Source organism: Aurantiacibacter luteus, from assembly GCF_001010945.1.
GTDB lineage: Bacteria > Pseudomonadota > Alphaproteobacteria > Sphingomonadales > Sphingomonadaceae > Alteraurantiacibacter > Alteraurantiacibacter luteus.
Window position 1 is genome coordinate 463,418 of sequence record NZ_LBHB01000001.1, and the last position, 15,375, is coordinate 478,792.

General features: G+C 67.3%; 19 protein-coding genes and 1 tRNA gene. 17 read left to right on the forward strand and 3 right to left on the reverse strand.

Features of this window, described 5'->3' with window-relative positions; translation table 11 throughout:
• Nucleotides 1-11: 11 nt before the first annotated feature.
• Nucleotides 12-938, forward strand: a complete 927-nt coding sequence (gene tsf / locus AAW00_RS02270; protein WP_047003465.1) for a translation elongation factor Ts — start codon at nucleotides 12-14, stop codon at nucleotides 936-938.
• A gap of 55 nt (nucleotides 939-993) precedes the next feature.
• On the opposite strand, the gene AAW00_RS14835 is transcribed toward tsf, so the two are convergent.
• Nucleotides 994-1,143 (reverse strand): hypothetical protein, encoded by a 150-nt coding sequence (locus AAW00_RS14835; protein WP_156169897.1) that lies wholly within the window; start codon nucleotides 1,141-1,143, stop codon nucleotides 994-996.
• A gap of 175 nt (nucleotides 1,144-1,318) precedes the next feature.
• Between AAW00_RS14835 and pyrH the strand changes: the two genes are divergently transcribed.
• The 11 genes from pyrH (at nucleotide 1,319) to rpmE (ending at nucleotide 11,430) form a co-directional block, all read left to right on the forward strand.
• Nucleotides 1,319-2,038: a UMP kinase gene (gene pyrH, locus AAW00_RS02275; protein ID WP_047002703.1), complete on the forward strand. Its 720-nt coding sequence runs from the start codon at nucleotides 1,319-1,321 to the stop codon at nucleotides 2,036-2,038.
• A 3-nt stretch (nucleotides 2,039-2,041) separates the two neighbouring features.
• Nucleotides 2,042-2,599 carry a ribosome recycling factor gene (frr, locus tag AAW00_RS02280; RefSeq protein WP_047002704.1) on the forward strand — a complete coding sequence of 186 codons (558 nt, stop codon included), beginning with the start codon at nucleotides 2,042-2,044 and terminating at the stop codon, nucleotides 2,597-2,599.
• A 74-nt stretch (nucleotides 2,600-2,673) separates the two neighbouring features.
• Nucleotides 2,674-3,315, forward strand: coding sequence for a polyprenyl diphosphate synthase (uppS, locus tag AAW00_RS02285; protein ID WP_047002705.1), 642 nt, complete (start codon nucleotides 2,674-2,676; stop codon nucleotides 3,313-3,315).
• Nucleotides 3,302-4,114 (forward strand): phosphatidate cytidylyltransferase, encoded by an 813-nt coding sequence (locus tag AAW00_RS02290; protein ID WP_082124884.1) that lies wholly within the window; start codon nucleotides 3,302-3,304, stop codon nucleotides 4,112-4,114. Before uppS ends, AAW00_RS02290 begins: the two co-directional genes overlap by 14 nt.
• A gap of 2 nt (nucleotides 4,115-4,116) precedes the next feature.
• Nucleotides 4,117-5,268 carry a 1-deoxy-D-xylulose-5-phosphate reductoisomerase gene (locus tag AAW00_RS02295; protein WP_047002706.1) on the forward strand — a complete coding sequence of 384 codons (1,152 nt, stop codon included), beginning with the start codon at nucleotides 4,117-4,119 and terminating at the stop codon, nucleotides 5,266-5,268.
• Between the two features lies 1 nt (nucleotide 5,269).
• On the forward strand, nucleotides 5,270-6,373 hold the full coding sequence (gene rseP / locus AAW00_RS02300) for an RIP metalloprotease RseP (protein WP_338151453.1): 1,104 nt from the start codon (nucleotides 5,270-5,272) through the stop codon (nucleotides 6,371-6,373).
• A 266-nt stretch (nucleotides 6,374-6,639) separates the two neighbouring features.
• Complete coding sequence (bamA, locus tag AAW00_RS02305; protein ID WP_047002707.1) at nucleotides 6,640-9,333, forward strand: outer membrane protein assembly factor BamA; 2,694 nt, start codon at nucleotides 6,640-6,642, stop codon at nucleotides 9,331-9,333.
• Entirely contained in the window at nucleotides 9,333-10,025 is a 693-nt protein-coding gene (locus AAW00_RS02310; protein WP_047002708.1) for an OmpH family outer membrane protein, read from the forward strand. The genes bamA and AAW00_RS02310 overlap by 1 nt, the downstream gene beginning before the upstream one ends.
• 29 nt (nucleotides 10,026-10,054) lie before the next feature.
• Nucleotides 10,055-10,507, forward strand: a complete 453-nt coding sequence (fabZ, locus tag AAW00_RS02315; protein ID WP_082124885.1) for a 3-hydroxyacyl-ACP dehydratase FabZ — start codon at nucleotides 10,055-10,057, stop codon at nucleotides 10,505-10,507.
• A 32-nt stretch (nucleotides 10,508-10,539) separates the two neighbouring features.
• A complete protein-coding gene (locus AAW00_RS02320; protein ID WP_047003469.1) occupies nucleotides 10,540-11,106 on the forward strand; it encodes a hypothetical protein in 567 nt (188 codons plus the stop codon).
• A gap of 96 nt (nucleotides 11,107-11,202) precedes the next feature.
• Nucleotides 11,203-11,430, forward strand: a complete 228-nt coding sequence (gene rpmE, locus AAW00_RS02325) for a 50S ribosomal protein L31 (protein ID WP_047002709.1) — start codon at nucleotides 11,203-11,205, stop codon at nucleotides 11,428-11,430.
• Nucleotides 11,431-11,499: 69 nt separating this feature from the next.
• Here rpmE and AAW00_RS02330 read toward each other — a convergent pair whose 3' ends face one another.
• Together AAW00_RS02330 and AAW00_RS02335 are read right to left on the reverse strand one after the other, a co-directional pair.
• Entirely contained in the window at nucleotides 11,500-11,928 is a 429-nt protein-coding gene (locus AAW00_RS02330) for a GFA family protein (RefSeq protein WP_047002710.1), read from the reverse strand.
• A 4-nt stretch (nucleotides 11,929-11,932) separates the two neighbouring features.
• Nucleotides 11,933-12,565: a prolyl hydroxylase family protein gene (locus AAW00_RS02335; protein WP_047002711.1), complete on the reverse strand. Its 633-nt coding sequence runs from the start codon at nucleotides 12,563-12,565 to the stop codon at nucleotides 11,933-11,935.
• 193 nt (nucleotides 12,566-12,758) lie between these two features.
• Here AAW00_RS02335 and AAW00_RS02340 point away from each other — a divergent pair.
• From AAW00_RS02340 to ccmE, 5 genes are all read left to right on the forward strand, one after another.
• Nucleotides 12,759-12,835: transfer RNA gene (locus AAW00_RS02340), tRNA-His, on the forward strand.
• 47 nt (nucleotides 12,836-12,882) lie between these two features.
• Nucleotides 12,883-13,947: a Glu/Leu/Phe/Val family dehydrogenase gene (locus tag AAW00_RS02345; RefSeq protein WP_047002712.1), complete on the forward strand. Its 1,065-nt coding sequence runs from the start codon at nucleotides 12,883-12,885 to the stop codon at nucleotides 13,945-13,947.
• A gap of 87 nt (nucleotides 13,948-14,034) precedes the next feature.
• Complete coding sequence (gene ccmC / locus AAW00_RS02350) at nucleotides 14,035-14,781, forward strand: heme ABC transporter permease CcmC (protein ID WP_047002713.1); 747 nt, start codon at nucleotides 14,035-14,037, stop codon at nucleotides 14,779-14,781.
• Nucleotides 14,774-14,914, forward strand: a complete 141-nt coding sequence (gene ccmD, locus AAW00_RS14455) for a heme exporter protein CcmD (RefSeq protein ID WP_063359792.1) — start codon at nucleotides 14,774-14,776, stop codon at nucleotides 14,912-14,914. The genes ccmC and ccmD overlap by 8 nt, the downstream gene beginning before the upstream one ends.
• The gene (gene ccmE / locus AAW00_RS02355) at nucleotides 14,911-15,375 is read left to right on the forward strand and encodes a cytochrome c maturation protein CcmE (protein WP_047002714.1); all 465 of its coding nucleotides are present in this window, start codon (nucleotides 14,911-14,913) and stop codon (nucleotides 15,373-15,375) included. Before ccmD ends, ccmE begins: the two co-directional genes overlap by 4 nt.

Below are 15,375 nucleotides of genomic sequence, written 5' to 3' on the forward strand. Positions count from 1 at the left end.
AGGACAAGACAATGGCTGCTTTTACCGCCTCCGACGTGAAGGCCCTGCGCGAGAAGACCGGCGCGGGCATGATGGACGCCAAGAAGGCCCTGGAAGAAGCGAACGGCGACATCGAGGCCGCTGTCGACGCGCTGCGCGCCAAGGGCCTCGCCACCGCGCAGAAGAAGTCCAGCCGCACCGCCGCGGAAGGTCTCGTCGGCGTGGCCGTCGAGGGCACGAAGGGCGTGGCCGTCGAGGTCAACTCGGAAACCGACTTCGTCGCCAAGAATGACCAGTTCCAGGATTTCGTGCGCAAGACCACGCAGGTCGCGCTCGATAGCTCGGCTGCCGATGTCGATGCGCTGAAGGCCGCCGCCTATCCCGACGGCGGTACCGTGTCCGACAAGCTGACCGACAACGTCGCCACCATCGGCGAGAACCAGCAGGTCCGCCGCCTGAAGCACGTCAGCGTCGAAAACGGCGTGATCGTGCCCTACATGCACAACGCCGCCGCCGCGAACCTGGGCAAGATCGGCGTGCTCGTCGCGCTCGAGAGCGAGGCCGATGCCGGCGCGCTCGAGGCGCTGGGCAAGCAGCTCGCCATGCACATCGCCGCGGCCTTCCCGCAGGCGCTGACCGCCGAGGATCTCGACGCCGAGGTGATCGAGCGCGAGCGCAAGATCGCCGCGGAAAAGGCTGCCGAGAGCGGCAAGCCCGAAGACGTGCAGGCCAAGATGGTCGACGGCGCGATCAAGAAGTTCGCCAAGGAAAACGCTCTGCTGAGCCAGGTCTTCGTGATGGACAACAAGACCGCCATCTCCGACGTCGTCGCCGCCGCCGCCAAGGATGCGGGCAAGCCGATCGTGCTAAAGGACTACGTCCGCTTCCAGCTCGGCGAGGGCATCGAGAAGGAAGAGAGCGACTTCGCCGCCGAGGTCGCCGCCGCGGTCAAGGGCTGAGCCCTTTCGCCACGTTTCGAAAAGGCCGCCAGGGTTCGCGCCCCGGCGGCCTTTTTCATTGCCGGCCCAATTCGACCAGCCAGATCTCGGGGTGAGTGAACAGACGCATGGGCAGCACGCTGGTGCCAAGCCCCGCACCCACGATCACGGTCTGCGCGCCCTCCACCGTCACCCCGCAAGCGAAGCGGTCGCCGTAGCGCGACATGTGCGCGGGCGCCGCACCGGGGGTAGGCGATCTGGCCGCAATGGGTATGCCCTGCCCAAGGGCAAGCGTGGCGGCGAAAAGCGCGGGGGAACACTTGGCAGCGCGCGCCGCTGTCTCTACAGCCCCGGGCGAACGGCCGCCCCCATGGCGGCGCGCGAGAGGACACCCGCCACCCATGCCCCTTAGCCAAGCCAAGCGCATCCTGCTGAAGCTGTCGGGCGAGGTGCTAATGGGCGAGCAGGAGTTCGGCATCGATCCGGCCTATGTCCTGCGCCTCGCCGAAGAGGTAAAGGCGGCCAAGGAGACGGGCCTCGAGATTTGCCTCGTCATCGGCGGCGGCAACATCTTTCGCGGCATGGCCGGCGCGGCGCAGGGAATGGACCGCGGGCAGGCGGACTACATGGGCATGCTGGCGACCGTGATGAACGCGCTCGCCATGCAGAGCGCGCTCGAGCAGCTGGGCGTCGATACCCGCGTGCAGAGCGCCATCCAGATGGACCAGGTGTGCGAACCCGTCATCCGTCGCCGGGCGGAGCGGCACCTGCAGAAGGGCCGCATCGTGATCTTTGCAGCCGGCGTGGGCGCGCCCTATTTCACCACCGACAGCGGCGCAGCCCTGCGCGCTGCCGAAATGCGGTGCGATGCGCTGCTCAAGGGCACCAGCGTCGACGGGGTCTACGACAGCGACCCGAAGAAGAACCCGGCCGCCGTGCGTTACGATTCCGTCACTTACGACCAGGTGCTCGCGGAGAACCTGAAGGTGATGGACGCCTCCGCCGTGGCCCTGTGCCGCGACAACGACATTCCCATCGTGGTCTTCTCCATCCGCGAACGCGGCAACGTGGCCCGCGTGCTGGCGGGCGAGGGGACCCAGACCATCGTGCAGAAGGATTGAGCCATGCCCAAGTATGAAAAGGCCGACGTGGAACGGCGCATGACCGGAGCGGTCGAGAGCCTCAAAAGCGACCTCGGGGGCCTGCGCACGGGCCGCGCCAATACCGCGCTGCTCGATCCCGTGGTGGTCGAAGTCTACGGTTCGATGATGCCGATCACCCAGGTCGCCACCGTCTCCGCGCCCGAGCCGCGCATGCTCGCCGTGCAGGTGTGGGACAAGGCCAATGTCAGCGCGGTGGAGAAGGGTATCTCGAAGGCCAACCTCGGCCTCAACCCGATGAGCGACGGGCAGACCATCCGCCTGCCTCTGCCGGATCTCAACGAGGAGCGCCGCAAGGAACTCGCCAAGCTCGCCGGCGACTACGGCGAGAAGGCCAAGGTCGCCATCCGCAACGTGCGCCGCGATGCGAACGACGCGCTGAAGGAAGACGAGAAGAAGAAGGAAATCTCCGAGGACGACCGCAAGCGGCTGGAGGACGAGGTGCAGAAGCTGACCGACCGCCACGTTGCCGATACCGACACGGCGGTGGAGAAGAAGGTCCAGGAAATCCTGACGCAGTAAGCGTCGCACCGGTCTCTGCCTTGCCCCACGCGAGCTACCCCCGCCCTGATTTTCCCCGTCACGTCGCCATCATCATGGACGGCAACGGACGCTGGGCGAAGCGGCGCGGGTTGCCGCGTGCGCTCGGCCACAAGGCGGGCGGCGACGCGGTCAAGCGCACGGTCGAGGCCGCGGGCGCGCTGGGGCTCGAATGCCTGACGCTCTACGCCTTCAGTTCCGAGAACTGGAAGCGCGAGGAGAGCGAGATCTCCGACCTCATGAACCTGATGCGCCGGTTCATCGAGCGAGAGCTGGAGGCCTTCGTGGCCGAAGGTATCCGCCTGAAGATCATCGGCGACTACCGCGCCTTCGCCCCCGACATCGTCGAGAAGCTCGACGCCGCGCTCGAACGCACGGCGGGCGGCACGCGTACGCTGGCCGTCGCGCTGAACTACGGCGCGCAGCAGGAGATCGCGCGCGCGGCGCGGCTGGCGGCGGAGGAGGGCGAGGTCACGCCCGAGGCCATCGAGCGCCACCTCTTCACCGCCGACCTGCCGCCGCTCGACCTGCTGATCCGCACCAGCGGCGAAGTCCGCCTGTCCAACTTCCTGCTGTGGCAATCGGCCTATACCGAGATGCTTTTCACCGACACGCTGTGGCCCGATTTCGGCGAGGACGAGCTGCGCGCCGCCTGCGAGGAATTCGCCACGAGGGAGCGGCGCTATGGCGGACGCTGAACCGGACGATCTCGACGACCTCGAAGGGTTCGCGGCGCTGCCGGAGCCGCGGCGGCGTGACAGGATCAAGGCGCTGGCGAAAAAGGCGCTGCCCGTTCCGCTGTGGGTCCGCACCAGCGACCTGCCCAAGCGCGCCGCGAGCGCTCTCGTCATGCTGGCCGTAGCCGGCACGGCGCTGTGGATCGGCGGGGTGGTGTGGGATGCGTTCATCGCGCTCGTCGCGCTCGTCTGCTTCGCGGAATTCGCGCGGCTGGTGTGGCGGGCGACGGGCAATCCGCTGGGCCGGGCGCTCGGCCTTCTCGCAGGCGCGGGCTATATCGGCACGGCGGCGATGGTGCTGATCGGGCTCGGCGATTTCCTGCTGATCCTCGCGCTCGGCGTGACGATCTTCACCGACACCGGCGCCTATTTCAGCGGCCGCACCATCGGCGGGCCCAAGATCGCCCCGCGCATCAGCCCGTCCAAGACCTGGGCGGGGCTGGCGGGGGGCATGGTCGCCTCGGGGCTGTGGGTGATCGGCTGGGTGCTCGCCATCGATCGTGGCCCGGCGTGGCTCGGCCCCCGCTTCGAGCTGGGATTGAACCTCGGCGCGGCCAATGTCCTTGCCCTGCTTGCGTTGGGCGGCGGGCTCGCCATTATCGCGCAGATGGGCGACTTTTTCGAAAGCTGGCTGAAGCGACGGGCGCACATGAAGGATTCCTCGAACCTCATCCCCGGCCACGGCGGCGTGTTCGACCGGGTGGACGGGCTGCTGCCGGTCTCCATCGCGATCGCCGGGCTCGGCGCGGCGCTGGTCTGACCATGCGGCGGATTTCCCTCCTCGGCGCGACCGGCTCCATCGGCGATTCCACGCTCGATCTCGTGCGCTCGCAGCCGGGGGCATGGCAGGTCGTTGCGCTGACCGCGAACTGCTCTGCCGAGAAACTGGCGCGGCTGGCGCGCGAGTTCGGGGCGGAAATCGCCGTGGTCGGCGACGAGAGCTGCCTGCCCGAATTGCGCCAGCATCTGGCCGGAAGCGGCGTCGAAGCTGCGGGCGGTGCCGAGGCCCTGTGCGAAGCCGCAGCGCGCCCGGCCGACATCACCGTCGCGGCCATCGTCGGCTGCGCGGGCCTCGCGCCCACGATGGCCGCCATCGAGCAGGGCCGCACCGTCGCGCTCGCCAACAAGGAAGCGCTGGTCAGCGCGGGCGAGGTGATGACCGCAAAGGTTGCCGAGCACGGCACGACGCTGCTGCCGGTGGACAGCGAGCACAACGCGATCTTTCAGTGCCTCCAGGGTGATGACCTCGCCGACGTGCGCTGGATCACGCTGACCGCCAGCGGCGGCCCGCTGCGCACGAAATTGCTCGCCGAACTGGAAGCCGTCACCCCGGCGCAGGCCGTCGCCCACCCAAACTGGGACATGGGCGCCAAGATCAGCGTCGATTCCGCCACAATGTTCAACAAGGGCCTCGAATTCATCGAGGCGCACCACCTGTTCCCGGTCGGGCTCGACCGCCTCAGGATTATCGTCCATCCGCAGAGCGTGATCCACTCGATGGTCGAATACCGCGACGGCTCGACGCTCGCGCAGCTGGGCCCGAGCGACATGCGCGTGCCCATCGCCTCGACGCTCGCCTGGCCCGCGCGCATGGACACCGCGTGCAAGCCGCTCGACCTGGCGGCCATCGGCGAGCTGACCTTCTTCGCACCCGACGAAGAGCGCTTTCCCGCCACGAAGCTGGCGCGCGAGGCGGCTCATGCCGGGGGCGGGGCGCCCGCCGTGCTCAACGCCGCGAACGAGGTGGCGGTCGCGGCCTTCCTCGCCGGTCAGATCAGGTTCACGCAAATTTCGGCAATTGTCGCGCATACCCTTGATAGCTACGCGCCCGCCGCACCCCGGTCGCTCGACGAGGTTCTCGCCGTCGATGCAGAGGCGCGGGCGCGGGCCGAAGCCATGCTGGAGCCTGCCTGAGTTGGAATTCGAGAGCCTGCCCTTCTGGATGTACATCGTCGGCTTCCTGGCGATGCTGGCGCCGCTGGTCGTGCTGCACGAGCTCGGCCATTATCTCGTGGGCCGCTGGTTCGGCGTGGGGGCGGATGCTTTCTCCGTGGGCTTCGGCAAGGAGATCGCGGGATACACCGACAGGCGCGGCACCCGCTGGAAGCTCTCCATGCTGCCCTTCGGCGGCTACGTGCAGTTCCGCGGCGACATGAACCCCGCCAGTGTGCCCGATCCGGACGCGCCCGCAGGGGCCGACCACTTCCAGTCCGCCGCCCTGTGGAAGCGCGCGCTGATCGTGGCCGCCGGGCCGATCATCAATTTCCTCGTCGCCATCGCCATCCTTGCCAGCTTCAACGTCATCTACGGCAAGGCCATGACGCCGCCGGTGGTGGAGGTGGTGGTCGAGGACGGTGCCGCCGCCTCGGCGGGGCTTCAGCTGGGGGACCGGGTGATTGCCATCGACGGCAGGCCGGTCGAGGACTTCGCCGAGATCGGCGGCATGGTTGCGCCCTATCCCGACGAGCGCATGGATTTCCGCGTCCTTCGCGGCGACGAGACGATGACCCTGCCCGTAACCGTTGCGCGGCTGGAGGAGGTCGACCGCTTCGGCAACACCTTCCAGGTTGGGCGCATCGGCATCGGTTCGGGCGCGCCGACCTATCGCCCCGTCGGCGTGGTCGAAGCGACCGGGCTGGCCTTCGTGCAGACCGGCCAGATCGTCGACATGATGGTGACCGGGATCTGGCAGATCATCTCGGGCCGCAGGTCGGTGGAGGAGCTGGGCGGACCCATCACCATCGCCAAGTTTTCGGGCGAGCAGCTGAGCCTCGGTTTCAGCCAGTTCGTGTGGTTCGCGGCGCTCATCTCAATTAACTTGGCATTCATTAACCTCCTGCCAATTCCCGCCCTCGACGGTGGTCACCTGGCGTTTTACGCGGTCGAGGCAATCCGCCGTCGGCCAGCCAGTCCCCGCAGTCAGGAGCTTGCGTTTCGCGCCGGCATCGCCGTTGTTCTGGCGATGATGGTGTTCGTTACGCTGATCGACATCGCCAAGCTGCCGATCTTCGGCAGCTAGGCAGGCAGAAGAAGGGCATTCCCGGCGCGGCCAGGTGATGATGGTTCCAGTGGGCAGGGGAGCGGGCGAATTCCGGCGATATCGGGAAGTGGCCGCTTGATTGCCCCCGCGGCATCGGGCAAGGGCGCACTCCGCAACGATAGCCGTATTTCGCGCTCCCGGAAACGGGGCGAAAGACGGGTTCATCGCCTGCCGCGCGGCACCTGCAACGCCGGCGCACGGGATTGTCGAACCGGATCGGAAACGATCCTTGAAGTGGACGGATAATGGGTTCCAGGGCCAGCACGATTTCAGCATCGCATTACGCCGCAGCCCTGCTCGGCTGCACCATGCTCGCCGGTCTGCCGACCGTCGCCCTGGCGCAGGACGCCGCGCCTGCGGCCCAGCAGCCCGCTCCCGCAGCCGCGCCGGCGGCCCAGCAGCAGGGCACGGTCATCCGCACCATCGCCGTCTCCGGCGCGCAGCGGCTGGAGCCGGAAACGATCGTTTCCTACATCCAGCTGCGCCCCGGCATGGTTTACACCGCCGCCGCCGCCGACCAGGCGCTGGCCGACCTCGCCGCGACCGAGCTGTTTGCCGACTTCCGCATCGACTTCAACGATGCGACCGGCGCAATGACGATCGCGGTCGAGGAAAACCCGATCATCAACCGCATCATCCTCGAGGGCAACCGGCGCGTCGACGACGAGAAGCTGTCCGAGGAAATCAACCTGCGGCCCCGGCAGATCTTCACCCGCAGCCGCGTGCGTGCCGATGTCGCCCGCATCATCGAGCTGTACAAGCGGCAGGGCCGCTTCGCCGCCACGGTCGAGCCGCAGATGGTCATGCTCGACCAGAACCGCGTCGACGTGATCTTCGAAATCACCGAGGGCCCCAAGTCCAAGGTCCGGCAGATCAACATCATCGGCAACGAGGTGTTCTCCGACGGACAGCTGCAGGGCGAGATGCTTACGCGCGAGGACAGCCTGCTGTCCTTCTTCAGTTCGAACACCAGCTACGACCCCGACCGGATGGCCTACGACCAGCAGTTGCTGCGCCAGTTTTACCTGTCGCAGGGCTATGCTGATTTCCGCGTTGTCTCCGCCGTGGCCGAGCTGACGCCCGACCGCCGCGACTTCATCATCACCTACGTGGTTGAAGAGGGCGAGCGCTACAGGTTCGGCGATGTCGAGGTGGTCAGCCAGCTGCGCGACTTCCGCAGCGACGTCCTTACCCAGCAGCTGAGCATCGCGACCGGCGACTGGTACGATTCCGAGAAGGTCGATCAGATCGAGGAAGGCCTGACCGAAACCGCCGGTGCCTACGGCTATGCCTTTGCCGACGTGCGCCCGCGCATCGTCCGCAATGCCGAAGACCGCACGATGGACGTGACCTTCACGATCTCCGACGCGCCGCGCGTCTATGTCGAGGCGGTCGAGGTCAACGGCAACACGCTGACGCAGGACAAGGTCATCCGCCGCGAGTTCCGCATCGCGGAAGGCGACGCCTTCTCCAGCCTGCAGGTAGCCCGCACCACGGCGCGCATCAACTCGCTGGGCTACTTCCAGGAGAACTTCGAGGTCACGCAGGTCGAGGGCTCCACCCCCGACCGCATCATCCTGCAGGCCAACGTGCAGGAAGAGCCGACCGGCCAGCTGTCGCTTTCGGCGGGCTTCTCCAGCCTGGAGAGCTTCATCTTCAACGGCTCCATCCAGCAGAATAACTTCCGCGGCCGCGGCCAGACCATCGGCCTGGGGGTCAACTACTCGCGCTATTCGCAGTCCGCCAACATCAGCTTCACCGAACCAAAGGTGTTCGACCGCGACATTGCCGTGGGCGCTGACCTCTACCGTCAACAGTACAACAACGGCTACTTCGACCGAGACAGCGCCACGTTCGAGCAGACGACGACCGGCGGCGGCATCCGCGTCGGCGTGCCTCTGTCGGAATACGTCAGCCTCCTCGGGCGCTACACGCTCAACTATCAGGAGGTCTCGGTCGACGAGACGCGCTTCTTCGCCGACTTCGACGGCGACGGCGTGGCCCAGTGCGAGCCACTCATCGCCGGTCGCTACCTTTGCGATGCCATCGGCAACCGGTTGCAGTCCATTCTCGGTGCCTCGTTCAGCTACAACACGCTCAACAGCCGCGTTCGGCCGACGAGCGGCACCAGTGCCTCGATCTCGCTCGATTTCGCGGGCCTGGGCGGCGACACGCAGTACGCCCGCGCGCGCATCAACGCGGCGCGGTTCTGGAACCTTGGCAGCGGCTTCATCGGCTCGCTGTCGCTGGAAGGCGGCTACATCTACGGCTGGGGCGACGACGACGTTCTGCTCACCGACCGCTTCTTCCTGGGCGAAGGGCAGATGCGCGGTTTCGACATCCGCGGCGTGGGCCCGCGCGTGGTGCGCCGCTTCTACGTCGACGAAAATGCCGACGGCGTGCTCGACGAGGCCGACCTGCTGCCGCTCGGCGACGATCGCAACCAGGACGATGCGCTTGGCGGAAACGCCTACTACCTCGCGCGCGCCGAGGTCGAGATCCCGCTTGGTTCGGGCGCGGCGAACCTGGGTCTGCGCCCTTCGGTCTTCGTCGATGTCGGCTCGCTGTTCAGCGTCACCCGGCCGCAGCTGACCACCAGCCCGCTGCCCGACGGCCTTTTCATCCCCCAGCGCGACGGCAGCGGCAATGCTCTTTTCCAGCAGGTTACGCGCGATGCCTCGGGCACTGTGACCGGCACCACCGTCGTCGCCAGCCCGATCGCGCCCGACGGCTCGCTCAATTCGCCGATCGGAACGACTCTCCCGCCGTTCGTGGAGGAATTTGTTGGCGATTCGCCCAGCCCGCGCGTTTCCGCGGGCATCGGCGTGAACTGGAATTCGCCATTCGGTCCGTTCAGGATCGATTTAGCCTACGCCATCCTTAAGGAGCGCGGGGACGAAACGAAGTTGTTCTCCTTCAATGTAGGAACCCAATTCTGATGACCATCAAGACCAAGGCTGCCTTCGCGGCCGTTTTCGCCGCGGGCGCACTGGCCGCGACCGCCGTCGCCGTGCCCGCCGCCGCGCAGGTGAACGGCATCGGCACCGTCGACCTGCCGAGCGCCGTCGCCGGTTCGCAGGCTTTCCAGACTGCCTACCAGCAGATCGCCACGCAGTACCAGGCGCAGCGCACCACCATCCAGCAGCGCCAGCAGCAGCGCCAGCAACTGATCCAGGCCTTCGATACCAACGGCGACGGCCAGATCAGCGATGCCGAGGGCGCCGCCGCGCAGGACCCGAACAACGCCACCGTGCGCCAGATCCAAGCGATCGACCAGGAAGTGCAGAGCTTGCAGCAGCCGATCGACATCGCCCGCCTTTACGTGGTGACGCAGATCGCACAGCAGTATTCGGCCGCTGTGCAGCAGGTCATCTCCGACCGGAACATCCAGTTCCTGATCCAGCCGGAAGCGCTGGCCTATGCGCCCGACGCGGCCAACGTCACCCCGCTGGTGACCACCGCGCTCAACACCCGCGTGCCGTCGGTGGCGATCACCCCGCCGGCCGACTTCCAGCCGAGCGAGGCGGGCGTGCAGCTGTTCCAGCAGATCCAGCAGCTGCTGGTCATGGCCGCCATGCAGCAGCAGGCCGGCGCGCAGCCGCAGGCGGCACCCGCCGCTTCGGGCCGCTAAGACCAGATCCGACGGAACGGGGCAGGGCAGTGAGCGACATCGCGTACGACATTCCGCGCATCCTCAAGGCCCTGCCGCACCGCTATCCCATGCTCCTCGTTGACCGAGTCGAGGAGCTGGTGACGGGCGAGCGCATCGGCGCGATCAAGGCCGTGACCTTCAACGAGGGATTTTTCCAAGGCCATTTCCCGGGCCGCCCGATCATGCCCGGCGTGTTGCAGATCGAGGCGCTGGCCCAGGCCGCGGGCATTCTCGGCATCGAGACGCTGGAGCTCGCCGATAGCGGCAAGCTCGTCTATTTCATGGCCATCGAGAATGCCAAGTTCCGCGCTCCCGTTACGCCGGGCTGCCTGCTCAGGCTGGATGTCAGCTTCACCCAGCAGCGCAGCCGCATCTGCAAGTTTCACGGTGAGGCGAGCGTCGACGGCAAGGTGACCTGCGACGTCGATTTCACCGCAATGGTGGCAGACCCGCCGGCGTGATGCTGCGGGCGCTCTGCCTTGCGGCGAGCCTGATGGCGAGTCCCGCCGCCTACGCACAGGTCGATGCTATCGCCGCGCAGGAGGCGCAGGTCGCCGACAACCCCGAGATGGCAGCGATCTATGCCGCCGATCAGGCCGCCCGGACCGGCACGGCCATCGACTGGGACGTCGTGGGGCGCGAGGACGAGGCCCGCCGGGTCCGCACCCGCGAGATGCTCGATGCGGGCGAACTGCGGACGGGAGCCGATTTCGTCGCCGCCGCCTTTATCTTTCAGCACGGCGGCGAGCCGAGGGACTACCTGCTCGCACACGTGCTCGGCACGCACGCGGTTGGGCTGGGCGACACGGACGGTCGATGGATCGCCGCCGCGGCGCTCGACCGGTATCTGCAGGCGACCGGGGCCGAGCAAATCTACGGGACCCAGTACCGCACCCGGCCGGGCGAACCGGTAACGATGGAGCCTTACGATACGGCGCTTCTGCCCGACGCGGTCCGCACCGGGGCGCAGGTTCCCTCGCTCGCCCAGCAGGACGCGCGGCGCGAGGCCATCGAGGCGCAGGTTCGCGCGGCGATGGCGGGAACCAGCGACGGCAACTGAGCGGCCTTGCCAAGCCGCCCCCGGCGGTTTAAGGGCGCGCCTTTCCCACCCACAGCTGGACCGGTCGGAACCGATCCGAGGCTACGGAGACTTGCCATGAAGGCCGAAACGCATCCCGATTACCACATGATCAACGTCAAGATGACGGATGGTACCGAATTCCAGACCAGGAGCACCTGGGGCAAGGAAGGGGACACCATGAACCTCGACATCGATCCCACCAGCCACCCGGCCTGGACCGGCGGTCCGCAGCGTCTGCAGGACGGTGGCCGCGTCGCCAAGTTCAACCAGCGTTTCGGCGGTCTCTCGCTCAAGAAGAAGTAAGCGCCGCGCGCCGAGCCGCGAGCTTGCCAGAGAGGGCGGTCCTGCGGGGCCGCCCTTTTGCGTCTCAGATCACCCCGTCGGGCCAGACCTTGCCCGGCGTGGCCTCGAACCGCAGCCAGCCAGCCTGCGCTCGCCGTAGTCGTTCACGTGGCGGCGGCCGTCGAAGACCGGGACCTCGGGAAAGCTCTCGTAGGGATGCACGCCCTCGAGTGTGGCGGCGTTGATGGCATACTTGTCCGGGTCGGACCGTGCCTGGTGGAACAGGTGGATGTCGCAGGTCGGGCAGAAATGGTGCTTCGCCGCGCCGGTGTTGAAGCTGTAGCAGGCCAGTTCGTCCCTCCCGCGCGTCACCTCCAGCGCCTCCAGCGGCACGTAGACGCCCGCCGACCCCTTCATCGCACAGATCGAGCAATTGCAGCGCGAAGGCACCAGCCGCTCGTCCGGGAATTTGGCAGTGAACTGCACCGCGCCGCAGTGACAAGACCCGTTGCGCTTCATCGGCTCATCCCCACGGCCTTTCGCGATACCATTTCGTGATGACGTATTTCACGCCCTTCCTCACCTTCATCCCGTGATGCAGCGTCGCGGCGTTGAGCGAGCCGTCGATGCGGTGGTTGTCCCAGCAGAGCAGCTTGCCCGCCTCGGGCTGGAAGGTCTTGCCCACCACCTTGAACCGCGTAGCGCCGCCGGCCTCGACGTCGTTGAGATAGATCATGAAGGTCCAGGTGCGATTGCCCGCGACCGAACAGAACTTGTGGAAGTCCGCACCCTGCGGCTCGAAGTAGTCGGTGTGGTTCTTGAACTCCTGGCCCACCTCGTATCGCTGGCCCTGCACCGGTTCGCCGTGCGCGGGGTCAATGCCGTTGAGGGCGAACAGCCGCGCCTCCAGGTCCCGCACGGCTGGTTCGGAGGCATCGAGGTCGCAGGTCTCGCTGGTGCGGAAGTAGTCGTCGCCATTGGCATCGGCGATGGTGGAGGGTCGGCGGTCCTTGTCGATCAATCCGATCAGTTCGGCACACAAATCCTCCGGCAGGAAATGCGGGCAGGTCAGCAAGGTTATGCGCGCCGACGGCAATTGCCGCACCCCCGGCCATTGCAGCAGCGTGGTCGAAGTTGTCTCGCCGGGATTCGTCATGCCCGGTGCATAGTCCGGGGGAGACCTGCGCGAAAGGGCAAGCAACAATCTTGCGTGTCCGGGCGCTGTGCGCACTTTTCGCTTTGCTTGCGCGCCTGCTTGTGCAACAGGCCGCGACCCGCGTGACTAGCCGCTTGACCGGCTGGCGCGGGGCCCTAAAGCCGCGCCGTCAAGCGCGTGCTCGCGTGGTGTGGCGACCGTAGCTCAGTTGGTTAGAGCGCCGGTTTGTGGTACCGGAGGTCGCGGGTTCGGATCCCGTCGGTCGCCCCATTTCCCACTCGGGCAGCGCGTTGCAACCGGTTGAAGGGGCACGCGAAATGTCGGCATTCTGGACGCAGCCCGATTGGGACGAGCACGAGCGGGTGGACGTCGTCCACGACCGTGCCAGCGGCCTTCTCGCCATCATCGCGCTGCATTCCACGCATCTCGGCCCAGGTGCGGGCGGAACCCGTTTCTGGCACTATCCCGATCCGGAGATGGGAATGCGCGATGCGCTGCGCCTGTCGCGCGGGATGAGCTTCAAGAACGCCATGGCCGGCCTGCCCATGGGAGGCGGCAAGGCCGTTGTCCTGCTCGACCGCAAGGGCACCAAGACCACGGAAATGCTCCACGCCTTCGGCGATGCGGTGGAGGCCATGGGTGGCCGCTACGTCACCGCGGAGGACGTGGGCGCGAGCGTCGCCGACATGCAGGAGGTCGCCACCCGCACCCAGCACGTGTGCGGCCTGCCGGTGGACGAGGGCGATGCGGGCGGCGATCCCGGCCCGTTCACCGCCATGGGCATCTACCACGGCATCAAGGCCGCCGTGGCGCACAAGCTGGGCAAGGATTCCATGCAGGGCGTGCGCGTCGCCATCCAGGGCTGTGGCTCGGTGGGCGGCGGCACGGCGCGCCTGCTGGCCAAGGACGGCGCGCGCCTCGTCGTTTCCGACATCGATGCCGAGCGTGCCAAGACGCTGGCGAAGGAAGTGGGCGGCGAGGCCGTGGCGGTCGAGCAGATCATGGGCACGCCGTGCGACGTGTTCAGCCCCAATGCGCTCGGCGCGGTGCTCGACGATGCCGGCATCGCCCAGCTCGATTGCGCGATCGTGGCCGGCGGCGCGAACAACCAGCTCGCCCGGCCCGAGCATGGCCGTGTGCTCCACGATCGCGGCATCCTCTATGCGCCCGATTACGTCATCAACGCGGGCGGCATCATCAACGTCAGCCTCGAATACCTGTGCCGCCAGCACGGCGAGCCCTGCGACATCAACGAGGTGCGCAAGCGCATCGCGCAGATTCCCGGCCGCCTGCAGTCGATCTGGGACAAGAGCGAGGCCGAGGGCACGCCCTCGAACGAGGTGGCCGACGCGATGGCGATGGAGCTGATCGGGCGCGGTTAATCGCGGTCCGGCTATCGGGTGCGACACTTGCCGCGCACCCCTCTACCTGCCAAGGGAGCGGCGCGCGAAATTGCTTATTCCCGGACGATGCACGCCTACGCCAATCCCGCCCGTTTCCTGAAACTTGCCCGCTGGCTGACGCCGGCGCTGTTGTGGTCGGGCCTGCTGCTGACGGCGGGGGCCATGATCTACGGCCTGGCCTTTGCGCCCGCCGAGCGACTGCAGGGCGAGACCGTGCGCATCCTCTTCATCCACGTTCCGAGCGTGTGGCTGGGCATGGCGGGATGGACCACTATCGCGCTCGCCAGCCTCGCCGAACTCGTCTGGCGCCATCCGCTCGCCGCGCTGGCTGCACGCGGCGCGGCGATGCCGGGGGCGGCGTTCACCTTTCTCGGCCTCGCGACGGGATCGATCTGGGGCCGCCCCGCATGGGGCACCTGGTGGGTGTGGGATGGGCGGCTGACCAGCTTCCTCGTCCTGCTGTTCCTGTTCCTCGGCTACATCGCGCTGGCGCAGGCCGTGGCGCGCGAGGGCGGGTCGAGCCGGGTGCCGGCGATCTTCGGGCTCGTCGGCGCGGTCAATATCCCGATCATCCACTTTTCGGTGCTGTGGTGGAACAGCCTGCACCAGCCGCCCAGCATCACCACCGGCGGCAGCGCCATGTCGGGCGAGTTTCTCTCCGGCCTGCTGGTCGCCGTGCTCGGCTTCTCGCTGCTGTTCGGCGCGGTGGTGCTGATGCGGATGCGCGCGCTGCTGGCGGAAACGCAGGCCGAGGCGCGACTGCGGCGACGAGCCATGCAGGCGGGTGGGCAGGGCGAACTGGCCGATGCGTGAGGCGCTCGACCAGTGGGACTTCGTGTGGGCGGCCTACGCAGTAGTCGTGGTCGGCATCGCGCTGCTCGTCGGCTGGAGCTGGCGGGCCATGCGCCGGGCCGAGGCGCGCCGTGATGCGGTGAAGCGCCGATGAGCAATTCCCCCCTGAAAGCCAAGCACCAGCGGCTGGTGCTCATCCTGCTCGCCTTTGCCGCGCTGATCGGCGCGACGCTGCTGGCGATTTACGGCCTCAGGAACCAGGCGAGCTACTTCTACGTCCCCGCCGACATCGCCGCCGATCCCCCCGCGCCGGGGCAGGCTATCCGGCTCGGCGGCATGGTCGAGGAAGGCTCGCTGACCACCGCGGCGGACGGGGTGACGGTGACCTTCGTGGTGCAGGACGGGGAAGGCCGGGTGCCCGTCACTTTCACGGGCATCCTGCCCGATCTGTTTGTGGAAGGCAGCGGCGTGGTGGCCGAGGGCAGCATGGATGCCTCCGGCACCTTCGTCGCCACCAACCTCCTCGCCAAGCACGACGAGAACTACATGCCGCGCGAGCTCGAGGACATGAGCCGCGAGCAGGCGCGCGAGAAAGTGGCGGAAACCACCGAATGA